At 68.6% G+C, this 15,118-nt stretch carries 11 protein-coding genes; all 11 read right to left on the bottom strand.

From position 1 onward, the window contains the following. On the bottom strand, window positions 1-1,371 hold the full coding sequence (locus D3272_RS07115) for a flagellar hook protein FlgE (protein ID WP_129218470.1): 1,371 nt from the start codon (window positions 1,369-1,371) through the stop codon (window positions 1-3). A 164-nt stretch (window positions 1,372-1,535) separates the two neighbouring features. After that, window positions 1,536-2,345: a transglycosylase SLT domain-containing protein gene (locus D3272_RS07110; protein WP_129218469.1), complete on the bottom strand. Its 810-nt coding sequence runs from the start codon at window positions 2,343-2,345 to the stop codon at window positions 1,536-1,538. Continuing rightward, window positions 2,338-4,065: a flagellar hook-length control protein FliK gene (locus tag D3272_RS07105; protein WP_129218468.1), complete on the bottom strand. Its 1,728-nt coding sequence runs from the start codon at window positions 4,063-4,065 to the stop codon at window positions 2,338-2,340. The genes D3272_RS07110 and D3272_RS07105 overlap by 8 nt, the downstream gene beginning before the upstream one ends. Next, the gene (locus tag D3272_RS07100; RefSeq protein WP_129218467.1) at window positions 4,062-5,393 is read right to left on the bottom strand and encodes a chemotaxis protein MotC; all 1,332 of its coding nucleotides are present in this window, start codon (window positions 5,391-5,393) and stop codon (window positions 4,062-4,064) included. The genes D3272_RS07105 and D3272_RS07100 overlap by 4 nt, the downstream gene beginning before the upstream one ends. Continuing rightward, on the bottom strand, window positions 5,390-6,619 hold the full coding sequence (locus D3272_RS07095; RefSeq protein WP_129218466.1) for a flagellar motor protein MotB: 1,230 nt from the start codon (window positions 6,617-6,619) through the stop codon (window positions 5,390-5,392). Before D3272_RS07095 ends, D3272_RS07100 begins: the two co-directional genes overlap by 4 nt. After that, the gene (locus D3272_RS07090; RefSeq protein ID WP_129218465.1) at window positions 6,619-7,287 is read right to left on the bottom strand and encodes a hypothetical protein; all 669 of its coding nucleotides are present in this window, start codon (window positions 7,285-7,287) and stop codon (window positions 6,619-6,621) included. The genes D3272_RS07095 and D3272_RS07090 overlap by 1 nt, the downstream gene beginning before the upstream one ends. Further along, window positions 7,287-9,002 (bottom strand): flagellar basal-body MS-ring/collar protein FliF, encoded by a 1,716-nt coding sequence (gene fliF / locus D3272_RS07085; protein WP_129218464.1) that lies wholly within the window; start codon window positions 9,000-9,002, stop codon window positions 7,287-7,289. Before fliF ends, D3272_RS07090 begins: the two co-directional genes overlap by 1 nt. A gap of 636 nt (window positions 9,003-9,638) precedes the next feature. After that, a complete protein-coding gene (locus tag D3272_RS07080; RefSeq protein ID WP_129218463.1) occupies window positions 9,639-10,721 on the bottom strand; it encodes a glycosyltransferase family 2 protein in 1,083 nt (360 codons plus the stop codon). Between the two features lie 69 nt (window positions 10,722-10,790). Beyond that, window positions 10,791-12,002 carry a glycosyltransferase gene (locus D3272_RS07075; RefSeq protein WP_129218462.1) on the bottom strand — a complete coding sequence of 404 codons (1,212 nt, stop codon included), beginning with the start codon at window positions 12,000-12,002 and terminating at the stop codon, window positions 10,791-10,793. A gap of 91 nt (window positions 12,003-12,093) precedes the next feature. Then, the gene (locus D3272_RS07070) at window positions 12,094-14,679 is read right to left on the bottom strand and encodes a tetratricopeptide repeat protein (RefSeq protein WP_129218461.1); all 2,586 of its coding nucleotides are present in this window, start codon (window positions 14,677-14,679) and stop codon (window positions 12,094-12,096) included. Window positions 14,680-14,712: 33 nt separating this feature from the next. Further along, window positions 14,713-15,118: flagellin (locus tag D3272_RS07065; protein WP_281010663.1), on the bottom strand; the 406-nt coding region annotated here is incomplete at its 5' end.

Genomic DNA, 15,118 nt, shown 5'->3' with positions numbered 1-15,118 from the left:
TCAGCCGCTCAGCTGGTCGACGACCTTGAGCAGGTCGGAGCTGGCCTGGATGACCTTGGAGTTCGCCTCGTAGGAGCGCTGGGCCGAGATCATGTTGGTCAGTTCCGTGGCGAGGTCGACCGTCGAGTTCTCGAGTTCGTTCGACTTGATGCTGCCGAGCGACCCCGACGTGGCGGTCCCGATCGTCATGGTGCCGGAGGCGAGGTTGGGCTCGTAGACGTTGCCGCTGACGGGCGTGAGGTTGTCCTCGCTGGGCACGTCGGCCAGCGGGATGCGGTAGGTCGCCTGCTGGATGCCGTTCGTGTAGACGGACGTCACGGTCCCGTCGGTGCCGATGGTGACGTGGTCGAGCTTCGAGGGCGCGCTGCCGTTGACGGTCGCGGTGGTGACGTTGGAAGCCGAGGCGAGCTGGGTGGATCCCGAGATGTCGAGGTTCATCGTTTGGCCGCCCGGGATCGGGATGGTCAGGGCCAGCGGGCCGGCCGTCGTGGACGCTGTCTTCGTCCCCCCCACCGTCGCGCTCGTGAGCTTCCCGGTCGTGCTGCTGTAGGTCAGGTTCTGCAGGCTGAGGAGCGGGCCGTTGGGTTCGTTCGTCTTGTTGGCGGCCGTCACGGTATAGGGGAACCCCCCGCCCGTTGCGGCATCGGCCTGGTTGTAGACCGCCGCCTGCCAGACGCTGTTGCCGCTTGTGTCGGTTCCCGTCTTGGTCAGGTAGATGTCGAACGTCACGGCATTTCCGAGGTCGTCATAGGCGGCGACCGACGTCTTGAAGGTCGAGGCGGCGGACGAGGTCGTCGCTCCGGTGGTGGCAGTCGGGTCGTTGGCGGCGGGTAGTACCTCGCCCGTTGCCGCCGCTGTCGTGCCGCTGTTGAGGTTGAACACCATCGTCCCCCCCGTCGTCGGGTTGGCCGTCAGGGATTGCTTCGACAGGTTGATGACCTGCAGGCCGCCGGTGCCGTTGACCGTGGCCGAGGATCCGTCGATCAGATTGTAGCCCATCAGCGAGTAACCGGCCGTGTTGACGAGCTGCCCGGCGGAGTTCGGCACGAAAGAGCCGGCGCGGGTCAGCGCCGTGGCCCCGTTGGTACCCTGCACGACGAAGAAGCCGTTGCCCTGGATGGCGAGGTCGGTGACGGAAGTGCTCGACGTCAGCTGACCCTGGGTGCTGACGCCGTAGCGGATCTGGGTCGAGACGCTGCCCGCCGTGTAGCTGCTGGCCGACTGGTTGCCCAGCACCGTCTCGAAGTCCGTCGTGGCGCGCTTGTAGCCGGTGGTCGACGAGTTGGAGATGTTGTCGCCGATGGTGCTCAGCAGGTTGGCCTGGGCAGCCATGCCGGACACACCGGTGTTGAGGGTTCCGAAGAGACTCATGAACGAGCGGCCTTCTTGACAGCATGTCGTTGAGGAGGTCCGGAGCCCGGGGCCAGGGAAGCGTTCCCTGGCCGGCGGTGGACCTTCGTCGATGTCGCCAAGCTATCGTCGAAGGAATGATTTAAAGTTAACGACAAAATTTTCCCGCCGGATTTCCGTCGGCCTCAGACCGCCGGCTCCCCGCAGAACGCCCGAGCATTCGTCGTCCAAGAGCCGAATCCGCTGTTGACCATCTTGCGGATCACGCCGCAGACGTATTGTTTCTGCGCGGCATTGTTGTTGGGACCGGCATTGTAGCGGGCGACCGCCAGCGTCCAGGTCTTCTCGCGCGTCTTGAGCTCCCGCAGGAAGCGCGCCGCATAATCGACATTGTGGGCGGGATCGAACATCTCGGTCACGGATGCGAAGTTCTTGCCGTGCCAGCGGTAGTTGATCTGCATGCAGCCGATGTCGATCAACGATGCGCCGCGCCGATGCGCCGCCTCGAAGGTGGCGAGGGCCGCCGACAGGCTGGGGTTGGGGGCCGAGCGGCCCTCGATGTTCATCGTGTAGGGCTGAAGGCCGTTGCGGCCGCCGGTTTCGAGCAGGCCGACGGCGTAGAACACCGCAAGCGGGATATCGTATCGCTTGGCGGCGGCGGCCACCTGGGCTTCGCAGATATGCTGGCCCGCCACTGCGGGCTGGCCCGCCACTGCGGGCTGGCCCGCCACTGCGGGCTGGCCCGCCACTGCGGGCTGGCCCGCCACTGCGGGCTGACCCGCCACTGCGGGCTGGCCCGCCACTGCGGGCTGGCCCGCCACTGCGGGCTGGCCCGCCACTGCGGGCTGGCCCGCGAACGCAGGCTGGCCCGGCGCTGCCGGCTGGGCCGGAGCGGCCGGCTGGGCCGGAACGGGACCGGCCAGGGCCGGTGCCGCGCCGGCCAGCGCGAGGCCGAGCCAGGCCAGTGCGGCCCGGAAGGCAGGGCGCTCACACATAGAGGGCGCCGGTCCGGGTCGGCGGGGGCGTGGGGCTGACGTCATCGCTCGCGTCATCGCTGGAGGGGGTGGAAGGGGAGCGGGTGTCGCGGCGCCGGCCGCCGGACGGCTCGCCCGAGGCCGAGGTGCCGCGGTCCTGCGACCGGCCCGCGCCGGCATCGGTGCCGGTGCCCGACGCCGCCGGCGGCGAACCCGCATCGGGCGTGCCCTGGGACAGCTTCAACCCGTCCCCGCCGAGGCCGGCCGAGGCGACCGCGGCCGTGAGCAGGTGGCGGTCGCGGTTGAGGACCTCCAGCGTGTGGGGGTCCGACACCGTGATGCTCACGTCCACCTGGCCGCCCGTCATCCTGAGCCTGATCGAAACGCTGCCGAGATGCTCCGGGTCGAGCTTCACCACCACTTCGCGGCCGCCGTCCAACGTGGTGCGGATCGACCCCGGGGTGGGGCCGGTCCGCACATCGGCCGTCGCGGACGCGGGAGGGGCGGCCTCCGTCGTGCCGGCATCGTTCGGCGCCGACGATCCCGCCAGGGCGGCCAGGGCGGAGGCGACCTGCTGGCTCGCCGCGCCGGCCCCGAGCGCAGCGGCGTCCGGCAGGAGCGCCGCGGCCGCCGCGGTGGCGCCAGCATCGGTTCCGGCCGGCGCCGGGAGCGCTGGACTGTCGGCGTCGGCATCGCCATCGGCATCACCATCGGCCGACGTCGCCCGCCCGGCCTGCACCGGCGCGATGCCGCCCGGTGTCACGATGTCCGAGGCGGCCGGCGGCGCCGCGGCGGCATCGGCCGCACGGGCCGCGGCTCCAGCCGCCTTGCCGGCCGTCGACGGCTTGGCCGACACCGGAGCGGGTGCGGAAACGGTCGCGGCGGGAGCAGCGCCGGCAGCGGCGGGAGCCGCGGAGGCCGGGATGGCGGCGGGAGCCGCGGTCGCGGGCACGACAGGCGGACCGGCCGGTGCGGGCGCGGCCGGCGCCGCGCCTGCAGCCACCGGGGCCGTGGCCGGGGTCGCGGCGCCGGGCGCGCCGCTTCGGGAGCTGTCTCCGACGCTGTCTTGAGAGCCGCCTTCGCTGCTTCCCGGAGGGCTCCCAGGGGATCCGGCCGTCGCGGCCCCGACGATCGCCGGGGCGGCCGGAGTCGCTGCGGCAGAGGCTGCCGCGGCAGGGGCTGCTACGGCCGCAGCGGTGGCGGCGGCCGCAGCGGCGGTGGTGGCAGAGACGGCCGGGGTGGCGGCCGAAGCCGATGAGGCGGGCGTGGCCGGAGTCGGCGCCTGTTGCGGCGGTGCGGTCATCAGCACGGCCTGGGCGAGCGCCGTGAGGTCCAGGGCGGCGGCAGGGGTGGCGGATGGGGCCGCGGCGGCGTCCGCGGGCGGCGCATCGTCCGCCTCCGCCGCGCCGTCCGCGCCGGCGTCCGCATCGTCGGGGGCTGCGGCCGCGGGCGCGGCGCGGCGCGTGGCCCCGGCGGCGGCGGCGAGGTCCGCCGACAGGGCCGCGGCGGCGGCGGCGGCCGCGGCGTCCGGAGCCGCGGGCGCGGCGGCGGTGGCGGCGGGAGCCGCGACCGTCTTCGCTGCGGCCGGGGGCGCGGCCGCCCCGCCCCGCGCCATCGTGTCGAGGAGGCCACCGAAGCTGGCGGCGGCCTCGGACGGGACGGCGGCGGGGTTTCCCGGACCCTGCGGCCAGCCGCCGGCACCGGCGGCGCCCGCCGAAATAAAGGAAACCTCGGCGTTCATGGCGTTCCTCCGGCTGCCGGAACGGGGGCGCCCGGCACGGACCGGCCGGCACCGGGCGCCAGGAGGGCATCGCCGGCCGCCATGGCGCGGTGGGCGCGGTCGATCAGCAGGGCGGCGGCGCTGTCGGCCGCGGGGCCGTCGCGCCCCAGCTCCTGCCCATGGTCGCCGAGCCCGCCGTCGACGGAAGCGGCGACCACCACGGCGGCATCGCGCAGCTCGGCGTCGCGCGGCGGCAGCCGGGCGCCGTCGAGCGCCGTCAAGGTCGCGCGCGCCGCCGGGGCCGCGTCGGAGGCGGCGCCCGCCGCGGCCGCGTAGAGCCGGGCGCGTTCGGCCTCGGCCGGCCCGGGCGACAGGGCCGCGGCACGCGCCGCCGCGTAGCGGGCGGCCTCGGCCCGGCCGGCCAGCAGCGCGTCGCGCGACAGGGTGAGATAGAGGGCGCGCCGCTCGCCCTGGGGCAGTTCGGCGAAGATCGGATCCAGCGTGCCGAGCTGCGCCACGTCGCCCGCCACGGCCAGCCGAACCGCGAAGGAGGTCAGCCGCCCCTTGAAGTTGGCGGCGAAGACCGAGCCGCGGAAACGGCGGATGTATTGGCGCGACAGCGCCGTGAACTTCTCGATCGAGGCGGTTTCGGCCAGCAGGAAGATCTGCCGGCGCAGCGCCGCCTCCTCCACCAGCGTGCCCGGCACGAGCAGGCGGGCCGTGTCCAGCATGGCGCCGGCCTTGGCGGGATCCTTGTCGGCGAAGAGCGTCGCCAGGACGAGGGCGAGGTGCCCCCCGAGCCCCCGCGGCAGCGCTCGGGGATCCAGCTTGCCGAGCAGCCCGCGGGCGATCTCGTCCTGGCCCTCGGCATAGGCCAGCGCGCCCTTCACGAGCCGGTCCCCGTCGGCCGGGAACACCGCGCCCCGCGCCATCAGGTCCCGCACCGTGCCGGCGCGCCCGGCGCTGAACAGGTAGAGCGCGGCGGCGCCCGCGTTGCGCGGCTCCTTCCACACCGCGGGATCGGCCTCGGCGAAGACCGCCGCGACATGGGTCAGCATCCTGGCCTGGGCGGCTTGGGCGGCCGTGTTGCCGTGGGCCACCTGGTCCTGCAACGCCTGCAGCGACCGGACGGCCTGGTAGGGGGCGAGGCTGGCGCCGGCCGGCGGCTCGGCCGCGGCCCGCGCCGATTCCGGGGCCGCGGCCACCTTGTCCGCGTGGCCCTCGCCGGGCGTGGCCTCGGCGCCGCGCGCCGGCGTCAGCAGGGCGAGGCCCAGCATCAGCGCGCCGCCGATGGCGGCGAATTTGGAAGTCGGCGCGCCGCCGACCGCGGCGCTGGCGCGAAGCATCATGGCACGTCCCTCAGCAGGATCTCGATGCGGCGGTTCTCGGGGCTCTCGGGATCCTTGACGTTGCGGAGCTGGCGGTCGGCATAGCCCTCGATCCGCTCGAAGCGCGCATCCTCGACCCCGCCGCGCACGAGCATGTAATGCGCCATGTCGGCCCGCGCCGACGAGAGGCGCCAGTTGTCGTAGGTGTCGGAGCGGTACCGGCGGCTGTCCGTGTAGCCGCGCAGCACGATGCGGCCCTTCTGGCCCTTCAGCAGCCGCCCGATCTTCGCCATCAGCGTGACGGTGCGGGGCGAGGGCTCGGCGGAAGCGCTGGCGAACATCGAGAACCTGGCGTCGTCGGTCAGGCCGATCAGCACGCCTTCCGGCGTGGCCTTCACGTCGATCTTGGGCTGGGGCCCGCCCGAGGCGGCCGCCACCGACTTGGCCAGCGCATCGATCCGCGCCTTGAGCTCGGCCGCGCGGGCCGCGGGCTCGGCCGGCAAGGGCGCGGTCGAGAGCGCGGCCGAGGGCTCGGCCGCCGGGCGGGCGTCGGCGGCGGCCGGCGGAGCGGCGGGGCCGGCGGCCGACAGATCGGCGTCGCTGCGTCCGGAATCGGCGGCGCCGTCCACCGCGCCCTTGGGCGTCAGGGGCAGCGGGTCGAACGGATCGCGATAGGCGTCGCCGCCCTTGCCTTCCGCCGCCGCGGCCGTGCCGGCCCCGCCCTTGCTGCCGTCGTTCGGCGCCTTGGTGCCGCCGCGCGAGGGCGGCGCGTCCTTGGCGCCGATCTCGGTCAGCGCCGCATAGGGGTCCCGGAACAGGGCGGCGTCGTCCTTCTTGGCCTCCTCCTTCTTGGCCTCTTCCTTCTTGGCTTCGTCCTTCTTGGCCTTCTCGTCTTTGGGCTTCTCCTCCTTGGCGGATTCGGTGCCCTCCTTGGCCTCGGAGGCCTCCTTGTCGGGGCTGGGCTTGGAGCCGGCCTTCTTGGGGCTGGGCGTCTTCTCGGCGGGGTCGCCGAGGCCGGGCGGCTGCGGGGTCGAGTCGACGAGCTGGATCGGGTTGAAATACTTGACGATGGCGGCCTTGGTCTTCTCGTTGGCCGAGAGCAGCCACATCACGAGGAAGAACGCCATCATGGCGGTGACGAAATCCGCGTAGGCGATCTTCCACGCGCCGCCGTGGTGGCCGTCCTCGTGGCCGCCGGCATGGCGCTTGATGATGATGATCTCATGGGGGTGGGCTTCGTCGCTCATCATGGTTCCCCAAGGCGGTGTCGCAGCGCCTGGACCCAGGCGTCGAGCCGCGTCTCGATCCCGCTGTTGTCGGCCGTCACGACGACCTCGACGGCCTCGCACGGTGTGAAGTCGATGGCGGCGGTGTCGACACCGGCCGCGGCCAGCGCCGATTCGAGGGCGACGACGAGGTCGGGCGCCCCCCGCACCGCGATGCGGCCGCCCGTGCCGTTCGTCACGAGATCGGCGACGGCGCGGGACAGGTCGGCGATGGCGGCGATACGGGAGGCTTCGCCGATCAGGGGCTCCAGCGCCGCGCCGGCGGCCTCGGCCAGGGCGTCTTCCAGCGCGGCGAGGCCCTGACGGAAGCCCTCGGCCAACGGCGCCGCCTCCTCGGCGCTCCAGCGGGCACGGGCCTCCTCGAGATCGACGGCGTGGAGCGCGGCGAGCGCGGCGAGCGCGGCCGCCTTGTCGGCCTCGGCCTCGGCCAGGGCCGCCGCGACAGCTGCCGCGACGGCCTCGGCGACGCCGTCCACCTCGGGTTCGGGCGGCGACAGCGCCGGCAGGTCGTCCGCCGCGTCCTCGTCGGCGGCGGGCTCGGGGTCGCGCCCGAGCAGCGGCCAGGCGCCGCGCGGCAGGCCGGGGCGGTCGAGGTCGAACTCCACGAGGAAGCGGTGGAGCGCGCTCATCAGGCGGCTTCCTTCCTATGGATCCACTGCTTCAGCACGGCGGCGGCCTGCTGCTCGTCGAACTCGATCATCTGCTCCAGCCGCTTCTGCGGCGAGCGGCGGGGCTGGCTGGTGATGTCGTCGATGAGGCTGACGTCCTCCTCCCAGCCCGCCATCTGCAGCGCCGAGGGCCGGCCGCCGAGCGCGTCGAGCCCGACCGGCATGGCGTCCATGTCGCCGTCCATGCCGCCCATGCCGCTGGCGTCGGGCAGCATCAGGGCATCGTCCCCCGCCATGGCGAGCGCCGGCAGGCCATCGTCCCCTGCCCCGGCCGCCGGCACCGACAGGACCCGGATCAGCGGGCGCACCACGAACAGCACCACCACGCCGGTGAAGACCAGGACCAGGGCGGCGTTGATCAGCGTGCCCGACTGGCGCATCACCGCCTCCATCACGCCCGGCGAGGGGACGGGCTCGAGGTCGCGGGCATTGTCGACGAAGTCCACCGCCATGACCTTGACGCTGTCGCCGCGCGCCTTGTCGACGCCCGCCGCCGTGCCGATGAGCTGCTCGACCTCGGCGAGCTTCTTGTCGACGGCGTCGGGCGCCGCCTTGTCGCCGAGCGCCGCCGCGAAGGCGGCCCGGTTGATCACCACGGCGATCGACAGCCGGTCGATGTTGTAGCCGGCGCTCGACGTCGTCACGGTCTTGGACGAGATCTCGAAGTTGTTCAGCTCCTCGCGCTTGTCGTTCTGTTCGGAGGAGGACTTGCCGTCGCCGCCGGCGGGCTTGGGGCCGGGGATGTTCTGGCCCACGCCGGCGGGCGCGGAACTCGTGGAGTTCTGCTGGTTCTGCGTTTCCTTGACGGTGCGGGTCGAGCGCTCGACGCGCCCGTCCGGATTGTAGGTGGTCTCGGCCGTCTGGCGCGTGTCGGTGTTGAGCCGCGCCGTGACGGAGACCTGGAGGTTCTTGGCGCCGAGCGAGGGCGTGAGGGTGCGGCGGATGTTCTCCGCCACGTTGCGGTCGATGACCTTCTCGAGGTCGAGCATCTTGGTGGGGGCGGCGTTGGTGGCGTCGTCGCCCGACGCCAGCACGGTGCCGTCCGTCGACAGCACCGTCACCTCGTCGATCGTCATGCCCGGCACGGCGGCGGCGACGAGGTGGCGGATGGCGCCCGCCATGTGGCTGTCGTCGAGGGTCGAGGCCCGGATCACCACCGAAGCCGAGGGCGGCTGGCGGGCGCGCCGGAACGAGCCCTCGTCGGGCAGCACGACGTGGACGCGTGCCGCCCGGATGCCCGCCATGGACTGGATGGTGCGGGCGAGCTCGCCCTCGATGGCCCGGACGCGCGTCACGTCCTGCATGAAGGAGGTGAGGCCGAGCGAGCCCATCTTGTCGTAGAGTTCGTAGCCCGAATTGCCCGAGTGCGGCAGGCCGCGCTCGGCGAGCAGCATGCGGGCCTGGGCGGTCTGGCCGTAGCGCACCGCGACGGCGGTGCCGTCGGGGCTGACGTCGAAGGGGATGTCGGCATCGTGCAGCGCGGCGCCGATCGACGACACGTCGCCGCGGTCGAGCCCGGAATAGAGCGTCTCGGTGGCGGGGCGGCTGAGGAAATATCCCCCGACCCCGACCAGCGCGAAGACGGCGACGCCGACGGCCGCGAGGGCGCCGAGCCTGCGACCCCCGAGCTGGAGCAGGTTCGCCCACAGCCGCTGCACCTGTTCCATCGCGTTCATCGATACCCCTGACGGCTTACGGCGTCAGGAAGACTGTCGCCGGCGGAGCTTGTGCGGGGGTTGGGCAGGACGAGAACGTGGGGAGGCGAGGAGGACGGCGCCGGAGGCTGTTGGGATCACCCCCGAGGAGGGTTTGATCAGCAGCATGTCGCAGTTGCCGATGAGGAGCGGCTGGCCGGCGAGTTCAGCCTGGACAGCGCGGGCCTCGGCGAGCAATAGAAGACGAGGCCGAGACCGTCCATGGTGGGAAAACGCGGTACCGCTACTGGCCTTTTGCGATAAGCTAGTTGACTCATTGCCGACTGCATGCCGTCGCGAACCGGATCATCCATCGCATTCCCCATGGGATCATCAACCTTGATGGCTATCACGGGCTGGATTCCTGATCTGGATGTAGAGTCTGCTGGACTGAACAGCTAGGGCAGCCTCTCGACGTATCTATATCGGCAACCCGAGCGAGGGTTGGACGGTCTAGCCATGGCGACCTGTTGCTCGATGCAGTGGGGCTGATGTCGAAGGTAATGTCGATGTAGGGAGCGTGGCGAGCGAAGCGGTTTCGCCGGCCAGCCTATGAAGAATACGCGCGACGCTCGGTGCCGGATGGTTGCGCCATGTCAAGGGGGACGCCGCGCACCGTCACCGTTTGGCGGCCGCAGGGCGTAGCGATCGTGCGACAAAGGCCTCATACCGGAGTGCAATATCCGCATCGAAGCTCCGCAGGATGACGACGAAGAGAGCGATGATGCTCTCATAGTCTTCGCAAGGGGTAGCAATCAACGTCTTCAACGCAAAAAGCGCCTGCGGGATCGGATTGAATAGAGCGATCAAGGCATCGTTGTTCACCGCCACATGATTTAGGAACCAGCCATGGAATATGGTACTGTACAATATCTCGATAATACCTTGAGACTGTATGTCATCTAATGTCGAAGGTCGATAAATCGAATTGAAGTAATGCACAACGTCGACAGCCCAGCAGAGGAGATGCAACTGTTGGAATTGAGTAGAAAATCCACATTCAATCCAGTGCCTCTCATTAGAACGAGTGATGGTCTCGGCATCGACCCAATTTGTATTATTGTATAAAAATATCTGTCGCCGAGCATCGACCACGCACGTTCCTGCTGCCAGCGACGCGTACGTCATGAATTGATCAAGGTAAGGGGGCAAAAAGGGGCGCTCGCTCATATACGCCAGATAGCCGGCGACTGCCTCGCGCCGGTGAACTGCAGAAACCATAGCGTTGATTCCAGTATGGCGAGAATAGGCGGCCACCCTGTTAACCGGAGTTGCGTGGAGGTTCGACTGCGACGGCTCCACGTGCAGGGTTCCCGCCCGCCACGTCAACGCAAGGAAGCATCCGGAAGCGGCGGCACAGTCTGCATTTCGCCTCAATTCCTCCAACGCGGCGAAGAAATAGTCTGGAGTATAAATGTCATCGTCAGCGACATAGCATAGAAACTCGCTCTCACTCTGCTGCCAAAGAAAGTTCCAGTTCCCGTAAGGTCCGATGTTGGACGAGTGGCAGTGGACGTAGCAGAAGGGCGACCGATCCGCCAATCCTCTCAGATACGCCCACTTGTTGGGATCGCAGCTATTATCTCCGATATGGACCGACACGTCTCTGCTCGCCATGGCTGCGACTGTCTCGATCGCATTACGCGCCGTCGCATCGAACCGAAAGGTCGGCAGTAAAATGCTGAGCTTGTTATTTTTCATGTCAATGCATCCACCGGAACGTCATTAGGAGTTGATCTCTCGTTTGCGCGGAAAAGTCAGCCCGTCTCATCATGCCGCCCCGAACTGGGCCAGATAGTCCTGAAGATCAAACACAGCGTCGTGGTCGCGGAGTTTTTCGGGGAAGGCCGGGTTCAAGCGAAGATAAGCGCGCGGCTCGCCGCCAGCGTCCTCACCGGCCGGAGGGCGAACCAAACGGGCGCGGTGCTCTGTTTTTAACAACGCCACGATGTCGTCAGAGATCGCGGGGTCTACGATCACCGGACCGAAGCCGAACGCGATCGCTTCCCGTGTCGCGACGTCGATGCCGGCCATCTGAGATACCTGCTTGAACTGTTCAAATGACAAGGGCGGGGCTTCATAGGCACTGATGCGACGATATAGAATACAACACTCGGCCCAGTAGCCCGCGTCAATCAGCAGCTTGAGGGCCACCTTCTGCCGGATCATCATAAATCTGTTAATTTTATCGGTTGTACTCGTTCGCCGTTCAAGAGGCACATCCGGATTTTGGAACAGCGAAACTAAATATTCAACGCCACCACGGTAATCGTCCCACTTGAACATCGTTTCCCGGTTACCCTGCTGGAAGCGAGAATCTGCCGAGATGGCGGTCACCCGGGCGAAGGGTTGCGGCATATAGACGATGTCAGCCCTGGCCAGGGATCGAGCCGTGAACAGGAAAGCCCAGAAGATGAAGGGGCACGATCCCGAGACAGAACTCCGCACCACGTCCGACCGGACAATCATGAACTCCGGAAAGACATGAAAATCGAAGATGAACTGGGTCATGGAGGCGAAGTCGCCGCGAGTGAACCGGGTCTCGCTGGGGATGTGGTAGAATGGGCCCATCTCGACCCCGCCGCGCGCCTCGTCGATCAGAAGCCAGGGAGCCTGGATCATGCCGATGTTGCGGTCATGGTCGAGGACCGACAGGCAATGCAGGACGCGATCGGGAATGAGCAGATCATCATCACCGAGAAATACTGCATAGCGCCCCCTTGCTCGACGCATGGCGAATGCGTAATTGCTAAGGAACCCAGAGTTCTTTGTGCGTTGGAAAGGTGAAATTTCGGACACGCCGGAGAGAGATACGATATACTCGGCTGTCCCGTCAGTAGAGCCATCGTCGACAACGACGATCTCGAAACTAAGTGATCGCTTACGGAATTCATGTAGATGAAAATCGATGTTACGCCGCAACATGTCCAGGCGGTTATAGGTTGGAACACATATAGAGAGCAGAGTTTCCTGATCGCACATTGCAGTTTAGCCTTTTATCGCCGCGAACAACAATCAATTGTCTTGCGTTCGTTGATGTGGCCCTGGACCACAGAGTTCTGGAACGAAGACGTCAGAGCGTGAGGTCGGAAACGGCAAAGGTTGCCGGAGGGTGTCCCGCCTCCCGCATCGCGACCATCCGCTCCAAGGCGGCCTCGTACCCCCTCACATACCGGGGCGTGTCGAACAGCGGCGCCGTCGACCGGTTCTCCGCGAGCCTCGACCGCAGCGCCCCGAGCCGCGCCGGGTCACGGGCCAGCGCCAGCGCCTCGCGCTCGTAGTCGGCGAGGCTCGTCGTCACCAACTCCGGCAGGCCGATCGCCTTGAGCAGGCTTCCGGCGACCCGTCCGACGAAATGCGGCCCGAGACAGGTGAGCACGGGCAGTCCGGCCCAGAGGGCCTCGCTGGCGGTGGTATGGGCGTTGACCGGCAGGGTGTCGAGGAAGAGATCCGCCAGTGCCATCCGGCCGATGTGGGCCTCGAAGGCCACGCGGGGCGCGAACACGAGGCGCGCGGGGTCGATGCCGCGGCTTGCCGCCTCCTTCCGGAGATTGTCCTCGATCTGTCCATTGACGGCCAGAAGCCAGATCACGGCGCCCGGCACGTCCCGGAGCGCCCGCATCCAGATATCGAAGACCACGGGCGTGATTTTGTAGCTGCTGTTGAAGCAGCAGAACACGAAGGCACCGTCCGGCAACCCGTGATCGCCTCGCTTGGTGCAGGGATCGGCCGACGCCCTGTGCCGGTCGTTGGGTTGGTAGGAGTGCGGCAGGTGGACGACGGCCTCGTCGTAGAACCGTCGATGCTCGTCGGGGATCACGACGGCGTCGGCGACGATGTAGTCGATCACCGGCGTGCCCATCGACCCCGGGTATCCGAGGTAGTTTACCTGGATCGGCGCCGGCCTATAGCCCAAGATGCCGCAGCGGTTGTCCTTCGTATAGCCCTTCAGGTCGATCAAGATGTCGATCCCGTCCTGGGCGATGCGTTTGGCGGCGTCCCCGTCCTTCAGGGCGAACAGATCCACGAAGTGGTCGAGCGAACGGATCGCGCGACGACACGATGCGCTCTCGTCGAGGGCGCCGATGTTGTAGCCGAACGTTTCGAAGCGCGTCCGGTCGTGCATCTCGAACATCTCCGTGACGAGCAACATCGTCGCGTGATCCTTGTAGTCGGCCGACAGGTAGCCGACCCTGATCCTCTCGCGTTCGTCGGGACGGGGAGCGTAGCGCGCCAAAGGCGTCCGGGCCGGACCGATCTTCAATTCGGCCCAGGCCCGGGTCCAGAGCGCGAGCGCGTCGCCGGCGAGGCCGAAGGCGAAGAGCGTAAAGGGCGGGAAGCTCTGACCGGCCGAGACGTGGCGTTCCAGAGCCTCTTTGAACTCCTGCTCCAGACCTGCCCAGTCGCAGGCGAAAAGGCGGCCCCAACAAAGATCCGCCGCCAGATGGCAGCGATCCGGTGCGAGCATCATGGCATGGCGGAGAAGCGCGATGTTGCTCGCGACATCGCCGGCCACGAGTCTCACGGCCGCGAGACTGACATAGGCCTCGGCGAAGTCCGGCCGACGTTCGATCGCTTCGAGGTAGAATGGAGCGGCGGCGTCCGCCTGATCGAAACATTCGAAGAACCGGCCGACGCTGAACAGCACGTCCGGATTCGCCGGGTCGAGCGACAGGGCGTGCTTGAGGTCGGCCAGGGCGTCATTCATCCGCCCGAGTCCATGGAGCAGCGATGCACGCAGCACGCGGACATCGGCGATGTCGGGCCGTTCGGCCACGACGACGTCTAGCAGGGCCACGGCATCCCCTGCCCGATCCTTCCCGGACCAGCCCACACTCAGATCGCGCAGCCCAGGCTGATCCGCCGCCGCCAGGTCGGCGAATGCGGCCCGCGCTTTCGTCCTCAGTTCGGATGTCCCTTCCAGTCCCAGCAGGCGTTCGGCGTGGGACGCCAAATCGCGCGGCGCGAGCGCAAGACAGCGCTCCCAGGCCGCGACGCTCTCGGCTGGCCGGCCCAACCGGCGCAGAATATCGGCCAGTCGAGCGATAACGGAGGTGGCACCCCCGTCCAGGTCGAGCGAGCGCCGGTAGGCGGCCTCGGCGGCGGCGAGATCGCCGCGCAGCGCGAGGGCATGACCCATCGCGGCCTGGGCGGCACCGGCGCGGGGCGCGACCTCGACGGCGCGGGTCGCCGCCGTCACGGCGGCGTCTGCGTCTTCGAGTTCACAGTGGGCGAGAGATAGATTCATCCAGGCACCGGCGTGGCGCGGCTGGCGAGCCAGGACCTGCTCGAACTGCTCCACGGCAGCGACGGGCGCGCCGCAGCGAAGCATCACGACGGCCAGGTCATGTCGGCTTTCGACGTGGGACGGATCGATCGCCAGGCAACCTTCGTAGTGTCGCCTCGCTTCGGCGAGATCACCCCGGGACGCGGCAAAGCTCCCAGCTCGATAGGCGCCGTCGGCGACAGGCGACGGTCCTAGGGACGTCCGATGGGGACGGGCCTCTCGTCTCCGGTCCGCTCGGTTCATCGCGTCTTCGCCTTCGACGTCGCTTCGATCTCCAGGAATTCTGCCGAAACGGTCTTGCCCAAGGCTGGCGTCCTCGCGCTTCGGGCCGGAAAACGGAAACGCCGGCCCTCGCGGGCCGGCGTCCAACATCCTCTGGATCGCGACGGGCGCGAGCCCGAAAGATTACTGGAACAGCTTGAGGATGAGCTGGCTGTTCTGGTTGGCGATGGACAGCGCCTGGATGCCGAGCTGCTGCTGCGTCTGCAGGGCCTGGAGGCGCGTCGAGGCGACGTTCATGTCGGCATCCACCAGCGAGCCCACGCCCGACGTGAGCGCGTCCGAGAGCGACGAGGTGAAAGCGGTCTGGTTGGCCACCGTGGTGGTGTACTGGCCCAGGGTCGCCGCGCCGGTGGTGACGCTGCTGATCGCGCTGTCGAGGGCCGCGCCGAGCTTGACGAGGTCGGTGCTGTTGGACGCCAGCGAGCTGATGCTGAAGCCCAGGATGCTGTCGTTGGCGTAGTTGCCGGTGTAGCTCGTCGTCGTGGTCGTGCCGACCGTCGTCGACACCGAGCCGGACGCGCCGGCCGAA

This window comes from Lichenibacterium ramalinae, assembly GCF_004137085.1.
Classification (GTDB): Bacteria; Pseudomonadota; Alphaproteobacteria; order Rhizobiales; family Beijerinckiaceae; genus Lichenihabitans; species Lichenihabitans ramalinae.
This window is presented reverse-complemented; position numbering and strand designations above follow the sequence as displayed.

Coding starts and splice junctions, on each gene's coding strand:
- D3272_RS07105 (WP_129218468.1), bottom strand. CDS start 4,065: ATGAACGCCGAGGTTTCCTTTATTTCGGCGGGCGCCGCCGGTGCCGGC.
- D3272_RS07110 (WP_129218469.1), bottom strand. CDS start 2,345: ATGTGTGAGCGCCCTGCCTTCCGGGCCGCACTGGCCTGGCTCGGCCTC.
- D3272_RS07075 (WP_129218462.1), bottom strand. CDS start 12,002: ATGTGCGATCAGGAAACTCTGCTCTCTATATGTGTTCCAACCTATAAC.
- D3272_RS07080 (WP_129218463.1), bottom strand. CDS start 10,721: ATGAAAAATAACAAGCTCAGCATTTTACTGCCGACCTTTCGGTTCGAT.
- fliF (WP_129218464.1), bottom strand. CDS start 9,002: ATGAACGCGATGGAACAGGTGCAGCGGCTGTGGGCGAACCTGCTCCAG.
- D3272_RS07115 (WP_129218470.1), bottom strand. CDS start 1,371: ATGAGTCTCTTCGGAACCCTCAACACCGGTGTGTCCGGCATGGCTGCC.
- D3272_RS07090 (WP_129218465.1), bottom strand. CDS start 7,287: ATGAGCGCGCTCCACCGCTTCCTCGTGGAGTTCGACCTCGACCGCCCC.
- D3272_RS07100 (WP_129218467.1), bottom strand. CDS start 5,393: ATGATGCTTCGCGCCAGCGCCGCGGTCGGCGGCGCGCCGACTTCCAAA.
- D3272_RS07095 (WP_129218466.1), bottom strand. CDS start 6,619: ATGAGCGACGAAGCCCACCCCCATGAGATCATCATCATCAAGCGCCAT.
- D3272_RS07070 (WP_129218461.1), bottom strand. CDS start 14,679: ATGTTGGACGCCGGCCCGCGAGGGCCGGCGTTTCCGTTTTCCGGCCCG.